This window comes from Synechococcus sp. PCC 7502, assembly GCF_000317085.1.
Lineage (GTDB): Bacteria > Cyanobacteriota > Cyanobacteriia > Pseudanabaenales > Pseudanabaenaceae > PCC-7502.
The window spans coordinates 73720-85809 of record NC_019702.1; the positions used below are offsets into that span (position 1 = coordinate 73720).

The window sequence follows — 12090 nt, forward strand, 5'->3', positions numbered from 1 at the left end:
ATTGATAATGCTACTTTTCCTTATTTTCGGATCAAATTGGTGGTTTGAGGTGACTCCTATAAAGTATATGGGAAGTATATGGGGAAAAGCTTTATGAGTGAAACGCGATCGCAGGTGCAATGGCTTCAAGTATGGAGTTTGGCATTAGTTCAGGGGGCAATTTCCTTGGCTTGGGTTGTTTATGGAATTTATTTGCCGAAGTTTATCGAGCAGGTTTTTGCCTATTCATTGGATCAAGCGCAGCAACTTACAGGATTGATTTTTGTGATTGAAGGGGCGATCGCTGTAATTATTGAACCAGTATTTGGTGGGCTATCTGATCGGTGGCAGCGTTGGTTTAGTTCACGGATACCCTTGATTGTGGCGGGAACAATTGTCTCCACGGGCTTATATATTGCTTTGCCCTGTGTTGTGATCTTTGGTGGTGCAAATGCGCTGACGCAATTAGTTTTACCGAGTTTGGCAATTTTATGGGCGATCGCCATGGCAACGTTTCGGAGTCCTTTACTATCTTTACTGGGTCGTTTTGCCTCTGAGACTCAATTGCCTCAAGCTGCGAGTATCGTAACCTTAGTTGGCGGTTTTATTAGTTCGATTCGTCCCTTGGCAACTAATTTTATTGTGGGTTTGGGCGCACCTATAACATTTACGATCGCCTCGATTTCTTTACTGGCTGGGGTAGCTGGGTTAAGATTTGCCATAATTTATGTACCCAAGGCAAAAAAGACAGAAGTAGAGATAGATCAAAATCAACCAATTCGAGCTTCTCTCAAGAATTTAATAATTATTTTGGTGGTTGGGACACTGATAGGACTATCTCTGCGCTTACTTTTAGGTGAAGTTATCCCTCATATTTTTACTGTCCAAATATCACCATTTTTAGGTATATCAGTTCCCATCTTAATTGGGGCAGCTTTTATCGCTCAGTCGCTTTTTGCTCTTATATTTGGGGCGATCGCTAAAAAAATTGAAAATAGGTTTCTAATGATTTGGAGTTTGCTAGGCATGACAGGATGTTTAGGGTTATTGTCTATTACTTTATTTATTAATAATGTGGCGATCGCTTCTAGCTTAATTATTTTGCTATTACTTGCCTGTATGAGCATAGTTAATAATGGCACGATTCCTTTTGCTTTGACTATGGTTCCTAAATCCTTGGCTGGAATTGGAGTTGGCACCTATTTTGGCGGAGTATCCCTAGCAGTTTCAAGCTTTGGGTTCTTGAGACCTAAGTTTACCGAAATATTTTCAATTTCAAATTTTTTCTTGATTACAGCGATCACATTTTTAGGGGCAGGTGTAGGAATTTTTATGGGATATTGGCTGCAAGCACCCTCAAAGGTGGAGTAATTAAGTACCTTAAAGCATTTATTGGCTGAGATTTTAAGAACCTATAATTTACAGCTTGTTGAACAATCAAGGGATACAGTAAAGATATTAAATATTAGTCTTAAATGACGAATTAAATGTCAAAGCGAGTTTTAATTGGCGTCACGGGAGGAATAGCTGCCTATAAGGTATGTGAAGTTGTTTCCACCTTGGCTAAAAATGGGATAGAAGTGCGAGTAATCCTCACAGAATCCGCCGAGGCATTTGTTTCGGGTTTAACATTTGCTACTTTATCGAGAAATCCTGCCTATAGCGATCGCAATTTTTGGCAACCGACCAATGGCAAACCTTTACATATTGAATTAGCAGATTGGGCAGATGTATTTGTAATTGCGCCCCTTAGTGCCAATACCTTAGCAAAATTAGTGTGGGGACTAGCGGATAATTTACTCACAAATACGGTACTTGCCTCTCGGTGTCCGCTTTTAGTAGCTCCTGCCATGAATACAACCATGTGGGAATCGGTACAAAATAATTGGCAAAGTTTACTAACTAATCCCAGAATCAGAGCGATCGCCCCCAGTTCAGGAATTCTTGCCTGTGATGCAGTTGGTAACGGACGGATGGCAGAACCAGAAGTAATTTTGAATTATATTGAGTCGGTACTTTGGACAAAGGGCAACCAGGATTTAATGGGTAAAAATATCCTTGTCAGTGCAGGGGGTACCAGAGAATTTATTGATCCTGTACGTTTTATTGGTAATCCTGCTACAGGTAAACAGGGGATAGCGATCGCCCAAGCTGCCCATCATCGTGGGGCAAATGTTACGTTAGTCACTGCTAATCCTAGTCTGAATTTAGAAGAATTTAAAGTAATCGCTGTTCAAACTTCGGCACAAATGCACAGAGAACTGTTATCTGAATTTACCAATACTCAACCCGACCTAACTATTATGGCGGCTGCAGTTGGGGATGTAAAACCTAAATATTATAGCGATCGCAAACTGCCTAAATCGGAACTGCCCAGTCAACTAGAGTTAGAATCAATTCCTGATATTTTGCAAGAATTAAGTAAGCACAAACAGTCGCACCAAAAATTAATTGGTTTTGCTGCCCAAACTGGAACTACTCAGGAAATTATTAACGCTGCTCAATTAAAGTTACAAACTAAAAATTTAGATGCGATCGCTGCCAATCAAGTTAATTCCACACAAACAGGTTTTGCAACAGATACTAACCAAGCAACTTTTATCCGCAGAAACGGTGTTCAAACTATTACACCCCTCTGTTCTAAGTTAGAACTGGCACATCGGCTATTAGATTTCGTCCTTAAACCTGAATAGTTATAATTGCAGCCTTAGGTGGATGTGTTTATGGACTTTAAGTAGTAGTCGCAGTAGTAGAACCAGATCGGCGGGAGAACAACATATTTTCACGATAATCCACAGGGCAATCAATAATTGTGGGTACTGACTGTGCCAGTGCTTCTTTTAATGTGGGGACTAAATCAGCCGCCGCTTCAATTCTGTAACCCTTTAATCCCATACTGTCAGCTAGTTTTACAAAGTCGGGATTGCCAAACTGAATATAAGCACTTTTGCCGTAATGTACCTGCTGCTTCCACTCAATTAAGCCATAGCCGCCATCATTAAAAATTAAAGTCACAAATGCTAGTCCTAAGCGCACTGCAGTTTCTAGCTCCTGCATATTCATCATAAAGCCACCATCGCCTGTGACTGCCACTACTTGACGCTCAGGATAAACTAACTTGGCTGCCAAAGCCCCCGGAATTGCAATGCCCATCGCCGCAAACCCGTTGGAAATAATACATGTATTGGGGCGATCGCAATGATAATGCCTTGCCATCCACATTTTATGCGCTCCCACATCTGAGATCACAATATCTTCAGCCCCCATCACCTGACGCAAATCATACACAATTTTTTGGGGCTTGACGGGATAGCCAGAATCTTCTGCGTACTGCTCGTAGTCAGCTTTTATACTATGTCTTAGCTCTAGGGCGTGGGGATTAGGTTTGCCTTGGCGATCGCACCGATGGATAATCTCATTTAAGGCATCGGCAATATCACCCACCACCTCTACCTTAGGGATATAGCTGCTATCCACCTCGGCGGCAAGTTCACTAATATGAATAATTGGGATTGCACCACTGGCATTCCATTTTTTGGGGGAATATTCCACCAGATCATAGCCCACGGCAATTACTAAATCCGTCTCATCAAAGGCATAGCTAATAAAATCTCGTTGCTGTAATCCCATCGTCCAGAGCGATAAAGGATGGGTATAGGGAATTACGCCTTTGCCCATAAATGTATTCACAACAGGAATATTAAGTTGAGTTGCAAATTCCGTAAGCGCATCACTGGCATAGGAACGAATTGCCCCATTGCCCACCAGCACCAGAGGGTTCTTAGCCTTGGAAATCAACCCTGCTGCCTCCCCTAAACTGTGATAGGAAGCATAAATTTTCCCGCTTTTACCCCGATCGCTGTCCCGATCATTGGATTGATGCAAAGGCGATCCAGTCACCGGCATAGCCGCAATATTTTCAGGCAAATCAATATGCACTGCCCCTGGTTTTTCGCTTTGTGCCACCTTAAATGCCTTACGCACAATTTCTGGAGTAATACTGGGACGGACAATTTGAGCATTCCATTTGGTTACGGGCGCAAACATTGCCACTAAATCTAAGTACTGATGGGATTCAATATGCATGCGATCAGTACCGACCTGTCCTGTAATTGCCACGAGGGGAGCACAATCAAGATTAGCATCAGCTACCCCTGTCATTAAATTAGTAGCACCTGGTCCTAAGGTGGAAAGACATACTCCTGCGGTTCCTGTCAGCCTGCCATAGACATCTGCCATAAATGCCGCCCCCTGTTCATGGCGAGTTGTAATAAATTGAATGGAAGACTTTTCTAAGGCATTCAAAACTTCCATATTCTCTTCCCCGGGCAGTCCGAAAATATATTTTACACCTTCATTTTCCAAGCACTGCACCAGAAGCTCTGCCGTATTCATATTTGTAATTTTATTATTTGATTTTATTATTTGTAAGTTGAGGTCTTTAATTTCAGAAAACTAGCCAAAAGTTTAGCAAGGATTTGGGGTGTTTGTGGGTAAAGTCCCTAGATTTAAGGATTTCTGCCCAAGCTAGTTGTTTCGTCAGTCAAATCATGGTATTCAGATAGCAACTCATCATTCTCTATGCTAAAGGCAATAGATTTTTTCATGTGGCAACATATCACCCAAGATGCAATTACCTTATTTGTAATAATTGACCCCATCGCCCTTGTTCCAGTATTTATCAGTATTACCCATCGAGAGGAGCCAGAGGCAAGACAAAAAATTGCGCTCCGTGCCGTTCTGCTCTCAGCAGGCATTTTAGGTGGTTTTTTAATATTTGGACAATTTTTACTCGCTGCTTTAGGTGTAAGTTTACCCGCCTTTCAAATTGGGGGAGGATTAGTGCTATTGATTGTGGGACTGCAAATGGTGCTGGAGGAGGCAAATGATACCAAAGAAGAGATAACTTCCCTAGGAGACGTGGCAGTCTTTCCGTTGGCAATTCCTTTTATTGCTGGTCCTGGTGCGATCATGTCGGTGGTACTACTTACTGATAATAACAAGTTCAGTATTCCCGATCAAGCAATTACGGGGGGAGTAATAATTATAATTTTGGCTTTTACCTACTGGATACTAATGCAGTCCGAGGGAATTCAAAATTTATTAGGAAATACTGGAGCTAACATGATCACCCGCATTATTGGACTAATTGTGGTGGCGATCGCTGTCCAAACTATGCTGACAGGGGTAAGTAACTTTTTCCAACTGAGTCAAGGTTAATTTTTAATATAGTTAGATAAAAAAATATCCACACCCAATAAGTCACTGTATGTAGTAAAACATTAGTAACGTTATCGAGAATGGATGGGGATGGATCATCAAACCAATTAACCAGCCGCCAGTAACTTAAATAGAAGCTAAATATTAAACTACTTACTGAAAATATTTAGACTATGCTAAAAAAGTTGTAACTGTAGCAGTTAGAGTTTGATGATCCAAGCATTTATGATTTTCTGTTTGCATGGACATCACCTCCCGTTGCCTAATTGGACAAAATATCAAACTTTATAAGCTTTTTAAGCTGTATCCAATATAACATATTGCTTAAAAAAATCCTACAAAAAATTTTGTAAAAATCCAAGAATTTTAGGAAAAACTCATGCTTTTAACGGTTTCAAAGAAAAATTGGGCATTTTCTTCTGGGGTTGTGGATAAAATCCCATGTCCTAGGTTCATAATATGTCCCATTTGCCCCGCTTTGTTAACTACATCAAAAATGCGATCGCGAATATAAGTCTGACTACCAAACAAAACACAGGGATCAAGGTTGCCCTGAACTGCTATATTTCCTAACTTTGCCCTTGCTTCAGCTATATCCACTGTCCAGTCAAGGCTAATAATATCTACTCCAGATTTAGGCATCCGCTCTAAAATTCCCGCACTGCCATTGATATAGAGAATTAAAGGGGTGTCAGGATGGGTCGTTTTTACTAAATCCACAATCATTTTCTCGTAGGGTAGAGCAAAGGTTTCATAGTCTGTCGGGCTAAGTTGTCCCGCCCAAGAATCAAAAATTTGGACTATTTGGGCACCACAATCAATCTGATGCCTGACGTAATCAGCGATCGCCACTGCTAATTTTTTTAAAAAACTATGGAGTATTTGAGGTTCAGAGTAAGCCATAGACTTAATGATGGTATAGTCCTTAGAACTTTTACCTTCGATTGCATAGGCAGCTAGAGTCCAAGGCGCACCGACAAAACCTAGGATGGTGGCTTGATCAGCAACTTCATGTTTAATCGCTGCTAGAATTTTTTTAATAAACGGCATTGCTGTATCAGGATCAAGCTCTGTTAGGGCATCAATCTGTGCCTGAGAGCGAATTGGATCGGCAATAATTGGTCCTCGGCTTTCGATAATATCAAAGTCAATGCCTAAGCCAGGTAGAGGGGTCAGAATGTCAGAGAACATGATCACACCATCGGGATGGAATGCCCTAAATGGTTGCAAAGAAATCTCCGCAGCTAATTCAGGTATTTCAGAACGCTCCCGAAAGGTTGGATATTTTTGCCGCAGGTCTCGGTATGCTTTCATGTAACGTCCTGCTTGGCGCATCATCCATACTGGTGGACGGTCTAGTTCTTGTCCCCTAGCTGCCCTGAGTAACCGATCATTCCCTCCCATAAGTCCTCTATATCCTTTAAAGTCTAGGTGTAAATTATAGGACTTATTGCGATCGTATTCAGTGCTACTTATTCATCTATATCTTTCTTTTTAATCTTGATTAATTTAAAAAATTGATTTAGAACTTCACTGGTTCACGATGCTTTTCAGGAACGGGCGTATATTCAGCCACAATTTTACGAAAATCATCACCTTCAAGGGTTTCAGCTTCCACTAAAATATCTACTAGGCGATCGCACAAAGCCCGATTTTCCGTAATGATTTGTTTGGCGTGTTCGTAACATTGCTTAACTAAACGCCGCATTTCTCGATCAATTTTAATGGCAATCCGACTGGAATATTCAGATCGATGATCCCACCATTGGCGATCGCCATCATCAAGAGCAACTAGCCCCAAGTTAGACATACCCAACTGAGTCACCATGTACCTAACTAGCTTGGTAATATGCTCAATGTCAGAGGCAGCTCCATTAGTAACTTCAGCTTTACCAAATACCACTTCTTCAGTTACTCTTCCGCCCAGAGAAACGGTTATATTCGCTAAAATCCAACTACGGGAATATAAACCTTCTTCTTCACTAGGTACGCCACGGGAAAACCCCCCAGTACCGCCAGATCGAGGAATAATCGTCACTTTATCAAGGGGGTCAGCATCTTTAATTAGAGTTTGCAATAGGGCATGACCAACTTCATGATAGGCAACTAGACGTTTTTTCACACTGTCTAGCATGGGACGCATACTCATGCCAATGGTTACCCGATCAAGGGCATCGGAAATTTCTAAGTCCGTAATTTCTGGTTTCTGACGGCGAGCAGTGAGAATGGCAGCTTCGTTTAATAAATTTGCCAAGTTAGCTCCAGCGAATCCGGGTGTACGGCGGGCAATAACCTCTAGGGAAACACTTTCGGCAATGCGTTTATTGCGGGCATGTACCTTGAGAATTTCTAAACGTCCCTTAAAAGTTGGGTAATCCACCATAATTTGGCGATCAAATCTACCAGGACGTAGTAAAGCTGCATCTAGGACATCAGCACGGTTAGTAGCAGCAATAATAATTACCCCCGTATTACCCTGAAACCCGTCCATTTCCGTTAAAAGTTGATTGAGGGTTTGCTCCCGTTCATCGTTACCTCCACCAATACCAGAACCCCGTTGTCTGCCCACAGCATCGATTTCATCAATAAATACAATGCAGGGAGCGTTTTCTTTTGCTTTATGGAATAAATCTCGTACCCGTGATGCTCCGACTCCTACAAACATTTCCACAAACTCAGAACCAGATAGGGAGAAAAATGGTACACCTGCTTCGCCAGCGATCGCCTTAGCTAACATGGTTTTACCTGTACCGGGGGGTCCGATTAGTAATACTCCTTTAGGAATCTTGGCACCAACCGCAGTAAAGCGATCGGGCTGCTTTAAGAAAGTTACAACTTCTTGTAGTTCTTCTTTAGCGGAATCCACCCCTGCCACATCGTCAAAGATTACACCTGTTTTTGCTTCGGGAGAAAATTTTGCCCTGGATTTACCAAAGCTAAGGGTTTGGGCGGGACCGCCGGGAGAGTTATTTACTTTTCTAAATAGGAAAAACAGCAGAAAGATTAATAAAACTGGAATAAAAAATGTACTTGCCAATTGCCAAAATACTGAAGGCTGCCTAATCGGTTTTACCCCGATATCAACTTTGTTTTCTTTAAGTGCCTTAATTAGCTCAATATTGCCATCACGGGCGACCAAGTCAACGCTAACTTTACTATTATCTTTGAGTTGAGCTTCTAGGATTAACCCACTACTGTCGATATCAACTTTTTGGACTTGCTTGTCTTTAACTTTGGTTAAAAACTCACTGTAGTTCATAGAGCCAGTATCCCCTTCTTTTTGGGCATAGGCATAGTTGGGGACAGCAACTACGAGGCTAGATGAAGCTACTAGAGTGATTGTTAATGCCTTGAGTCGTTGCCACATAGAATAACGGAGTGAGGGTTTAAGAATTTTAGTTTCAGGAATTTTAGCAATGAAAAAATTTACCGTCGATCGCTCCTTGATGGTAGCAATACTCATTTTAATACGCATTTCTTGTACTAGTTTAGTCTATTGCTGAAAAGTTATGTAGGGTATATGCAGAGAGAGTGTTACAAATCCAGTACAAATCCATTGTAAGTTTGATTTTTTTTGCAGTTTCTTGTGAGGTTTCTAAAGATTTATGAGCCAATATTAAAAGCTACAGCCTATGGGTTAGGTTGTAATTAATCAATATCTCTACTCTGACTATGGATTAGGTGACTATGGATTATGTCTATTGGTTGCCTGTAAAGATAGTTAATAGCCATCCTATACGGATTGAGTAGGTGGGGTTTCACATCTTAACCCCTCTCACAAATCACTTGTGATTGCTATATCGATTACTTAGTTTAAATTCATTTAATTAATCTTTTTAACCTCATCTCCAATTTAATTTCTAATTTATCTGATGCTGGCGATCTATAAAATTCCTATAACTCACCTATGATCGATATTCCTTTTACCCTTGACCAACTCCGCATTTTGAAGGCGATCGCTGCCGAAGGAAGTTTTAAGCGGGCGGCAGATAGTTTATATGTATCCCAGCCAGCCGTTAGTTTACAGGTGCAACATCTGGAACGCCAATTAGATGTACCGTTGTTTGATCGAGGGGGAAGAAGGGCGCAGTTAACAGAGGCGGGAAGACTTTTACTATCCTATGGCGATCGCATATTAAATTTGTGTCAAGAAACCTGTCGAGCCGTAGAAGATTTACAGAATCTGAATGGGGGCACGTTAATTGTGGGGGCAAGCCAAACCACAGGAACCTATTTGATGCCCAGAATGATTGGTATGTTTCGGAAAAGATACCCCGATGTCTCTGTGCAACTGCATGTGCATTCCACAAGGCGGACGGCTTGGAGTGTTGCCAACGGACAGGTGGATTTGGCAATTATTGGTGGAGAAGTTCCCGCCGAGTTACAGGATTTGCTCACAATTACTCCCTATGCCGAAGATGAGTTAGCGTTGGTGATCCCTAGTTCCCATCCTTTAGCAAACTTAGGAACTTTACCCCGTGAGGAGCTATATCGTTTGAAATTTATTACCCTAGATTCTCAATCTACAATTCGGAAAGTGATTGATCAGGTATTGGGCAAAAATGGTGTGGATTTACGCCAGCTAAGTATTGAAATGGAACTAAATTCAATCGAGGCAATTAAGAATGCTGTACAGGCGGGACTGGGGGCGGCATTTTTATCTTTAACCGCCATTGAAAAGGAATTACAAATGGGAGTAATTCAAAGGGTAGCGATCGAGGGTATAGAAATTAAGCGTATGCTCTGTCAAATTCGTAATCCTAACCGCTATCTTTCTAAGGCAACAGAGGCTTTTTGTGGCGAAATATTACCAATGTTCAAGGATAAGTCTCTTCCCTAGAAATCTTTAGCTACCGCTAAGTTAAGCTGGTAATTTAAATTGTTTTCAAGTTAAATAAGTTTCAAGTAATGGCAAACCCATCTGTTTCTGTGGCAATATCTCCAATTCTGGCAGGATTTCATGCTCTATCTGACCCCTTGAGAATTAGGATTTTGGAATTGCTGCGATCGCAGGAGTTATGTGTGTGTGATTTGTGTGAACAACTAGATAATATAAGTCAATCTAAGCTTTCTTTTCACCTTAAGACTTTGAAAGATGCTGGTTTATTGCGATCGAGACAAGAAGGTCGATGGATTTATTACAGCCTGAATTTAGCTAAGTTTGTGGAATTAGAACAATACCTTGCTGAATATCGTCGGTTTAGTCAAATCCTACCAGTTCGTAATTGCTCAGATTAATTTTATTTGATGTGTCGTTCCATACTTCACATATCAAAAAAATTTGAAATAATATATTTGTGTCTTAAAGCATAGGGATATTAGTTATGACTAATCGAGATATTGCTGAACAAGTTTATTACGACCAAAAAAGAATCAGGGTTACGAATAAAGGGATCGATATTCGTGGAGAGTTCTATCCATTTTTTAGAATTAATAAATATGCGGTCAGGATAATTAGTCCAGATCGTAAAGCTGCGATCGCATTTATAGCATCTGGAATTTTATTACTAATTGTAGGTATTGGAATAATCTTTTTGATTGCTGGAGTTTGGCAGTGGGTTAAGCAAAAACCTGCCTATTGGCTTGTATTTGAGACTGATGAGATTAAAGATGATGTGGTTTATCAAACTTACTATAAGGAAGAAGCAGAAGCAATCCATTCAGCCTTAAATGTAGCGATCGCTAACGGGGTTCCCACTTAAACACTTAGGCTTTAGCGATAACTCATCAAGTTTTCTTAAAATGATGTGTTAATTATTATTAAATTTATGCTACTCGTTTTAATTAATATATCAAAATTTATTGATATATTATAACTATGTAATTGTGACCGAGGATAAATAAATGAAAAATTCTATTATAAATTCGAGACAGGCTTTTACATTATTGGTATTGGTGGGAACTATTGCTATTGCCTCACAACTCTCGCCTATGCAGGCATCGGTAGATAACACAGTTAAAGTTGATGGTTCAAGTACCGTTTACCCCATTACCAAGGAAATTACCAAAAATTTTAATGCTGCTAATCCAACAATAAAAGTTGAAGTAAATTTTTCAGGGACAACAGGCGGATTTAAAAAATTCTGTGCGGGGGAAATTGATATTAGTGATGCTTCTCGACCCATTACTAAAACTGAAATGGCAGCTTGCAAAAAAGCAGGTATCTCTTACTATGAGTTGCCGATCGCCTATGATGCCTTAACTGTGGTAGTAAATCCTAAAAATACATGGATCAAGGATATTACCGTAGCGGAATTAAAGAAAATTTGGGAACCCAGTGCCGAAGGTAAAATTAAACGCTGGAATCAGATTCGTCCAGAATTTCCCAATCAACCCATCACCCTATTCGCACCGGGTAAAGATTCAGGTACCTATGATTACTTTAACGCCGCCATTAACGGCAATGCTACAACCACCCGCAAAGATGTAACCACTAGCGAAGATGATAACGTTCTGGTAAAAGGAGTTAGTCAAAATCCTAATAGTCTTGGCTACTTTGGGTTTGCGTACTATGAAACTCATGCTAAAGATTTAAAGGCAGTAGCGGTCGATAGTGGTAAAGGCGCAATTTTACCTTCACGGCAGGCAGTGGAAGCAGGCAAATATCAACCCCTTGCTCGTCCTTTATTTATTTACGTTAGTGCTAAATCCTTTCGGAAACCAGAGGTTAAAAGTTTTGTGAATTTTTACCTGAAGGAAGCTCCCCAGTCTGTGGTAACGGTTCAGTATATTCCTCTTCCTGCTAGGGGCTATAAATTAGCAGAGAGTCGGCTGGTATTTGGTAGAGTCGGCACGATCTTTGCAGGTAAAACTGAGTTGAACTTATCCATTGGCGAGCTATTGGGTAAAGAGTTGGCTTTGTAGGTGAATCAACACATAAGTAAATTAATC

Annotated in this window: 10 protein-coding genes; 7 read left to right on the top strand and 3 right to left on the bottom strand. The window is 40.7% G+C overall.

The genetic code is table 11. From position 1 onward, the window contains the following. Positions 1-78: 78 nt before the first annotated feature. Together SYN7502_RS00370 and coaBC are read left to right on the top strand one after the other, a co-directional pair. Positions 79-1350 carry an MFS transporter gene (locus tag SYN7502_RS00370; RefSeq protein ID WP_246828948.1) on the top strand — a complete coding sequence of 424 codons (1272 nt, stop codon included), beginning with the start codon at positions 79-81 and terminating at the stop codon, positions 1348-1350. A 116-nt stretch (positions 1351-1466) separates the two neighbouring features. Further along, positions 1467-2672, top strand: coding sequence for a bifunctional phosphopantothenoylcysteine decarboxylase/phosphopantothenate--cysteine ligase CoaBC (gene coaBC / locus SYN7502_RS00375; protein WP_015166908.1), 1206 nt, complete (start codon positions 1467-1469; stop codon positions 2670-2672). A 37-nt stretch (positions 2673-2709) separates the two neighbouring features. On the opposite strand, the gene SYN7502_RS00380 is transcribed toward coaBC, so the two are convergent. Continuing rightward, entirely contained in the window at positions 2710-4374 is a 1665-nt protein-coding gene (locus SYN7502_RS00380) for an acetolactate synthase large subunit (protein WP_015166909.1), read from the bottom strand. Between the two features lie 210 nt (positions 4375-4584). Between SYN7502_RS00380 and SYN7502_RS00385 the strand changes: the two genes are divergently transcribed. Continuing rightward, positions 4585-5199 (top strand): MarC family protein, encoded by a 615-nt coding sequence (locus SYN7502_RS00385; protein ID WP_041429652.1) that lies wholly within the window; start codon positions 4585-4587, stop codon positions 5197-5199. Between the two features lie 366 nt (positions 5200-5565). Here the strand turns inward: SYN7502_RS00385 and hemE are convergent, their stop codons facing one another. Together hemE and ftsH are read right to left on the bottom strand one after the other, a co-directional pair. Next, on the bottom strand, positions 5566-6603 hold the full coding sequence (hemE, locus tag SYN7502_RS00390; RefSeq protein WP_015166911.1) for a uroporphyrinogen decarboxylase: 1038 nt from the start codon (positions 6601-6603) through the stop codon (positions 5566-5568). A 118-nt stretch (positions 6604-6721) separates the two neighbouring features. Beyond that, a complete protein-coding gene (gene ftsH / locus SYN7502_RS00395) occupies positions 6722-8674 on the bottom strand; it encodes an ATP-dependent zinc metalloprotease FtsH (RefSeq protein WP_015166912.1) in 1953 nt (650 codons plus the stop codon). 432 nt (positions 8675-9106) lie between these two features. Here ftsH and SYN7502_RS00400 point away from each other — a divergent pair, with 432 nt between their 5' ends. The 4 genes from SYN7502_RS00400 to SYN7502_RS00415 all read left to right on the top strand — a co-directional run bounded on the left by SYN7502_RS00400 (position 9107) and on the right by SYN7502_RS00415 (position 12063). Then, positions 9107-10039, top strand: a complete 933-nt coding sequence (locus SYN7502_RS00400) for a LysR family transcriptional regulator (RefSeq protein WP_015166913.1) — start codon at positions 9107-9109, stop codon at positions 10037-10039. Positions 10040-10107: 68 nt separating this feature from the next. Beyond that, positions 10108-10437, top strand: coding sequence for an ArsR/SmtB family transcription factor (locus SYN7502_RS00405; RefSeq protein ID WP_015166914.1), 330 nt, complete (start codon positions 10108-10110; stop codon positions 10435-10437). Between the two features lie 86 nt (positions 10438-10523). Further along, entirely contained in the window at positions 10524-10901 is a 378-nt protein-coding gene (locus tag SYN7502_RS00410) for a DUF6232 family protein (RefSeq protein ID WP_015166915.1), read from the top strand. A gap of 142 nt (positions 10902-11043) precedes the next feature. Next, the gene (locus SYN7502_RS00415; protein ID WP_015166916.1) at positions 11044-12063 is read left to right on the top strand and encodes a PstS family phosphate ABC transporter substrate-binding protein; all 1020 of its coding nucleotides are present in this window, start codon (positions 11044-11046) and stop codon (positions 12061-12063) included. The last annotated feature ends 27 nt before the right edge of the window (positions 12064-12090 follow it).

Coding starts and splice junctions, on each gene's coding strand:
- SYN7502_RS00370 (WP_246828948.1), top strand. CDS start 79: ATGGGGAAAAGCTTTATGAGTGAAACGCGATCGCAGGTGCAATGGCTT.
- coaBC (WP_015166908.1), top strand. CDS start 1,467: ATGTCAAAGCGAGTTTTAATTGGCGTCACGGGAGGAATAGCTGCCTAT.
- SYN7502_RS00380 (WP_015166909.1), bottom strand. CDS start 4,374: ATGAATACGGCAGAGCTTCTGGTGCAGTGCTTGGAAAATGAAGGTGTA.
- SYN7502_RS00385 (WP_041429652.1), top strand. CDS start 4,585: ATGTGGCAACATATCACCCAAGATGCAATTACCTTATTTGTAATAATT.
- hemE (WP_015166911.1), bottom strand. CDS start 6,603: ATGGGAGGGAATGATCGGTTACTCAGGGCAGCTAGGGGACAAGAACTA.
- ftsH (WP_015166912.1), bottom strand. CDS start 8,674: ATGCGTATTAAAATGAGTATTGCTACCATCAAGGAGCGATCGACGGTA.
- SYN7502_RS00400 (WP_015166913.1), top strand. CDS start 9,107: ATGATCGATATTCCTTTTACCCTTGACCAACTCCGCATTTTGAAGGCG.
- SYN7502_RS00405 (WP_015166914.1), top strand. CDS start 10,108: ATGGCAAACCCATCTGTTTCTGTGGCAATATCTCCAATTCTGGCAGGA.
- SYN7502_RS00410 (WP_015166915.1), top strand. CDS start 10,524: ATGACTAATCGAGATATTGCTGAACAAGTTTATTACGACCAAAAAAGA.
- SYN7502_RS00415 (WP_015166916.1), top strand. CDS start 11,044: ATGAAAAATTCTATTATAAATTCGAGACAGGCTTTTACATTATTGGTA.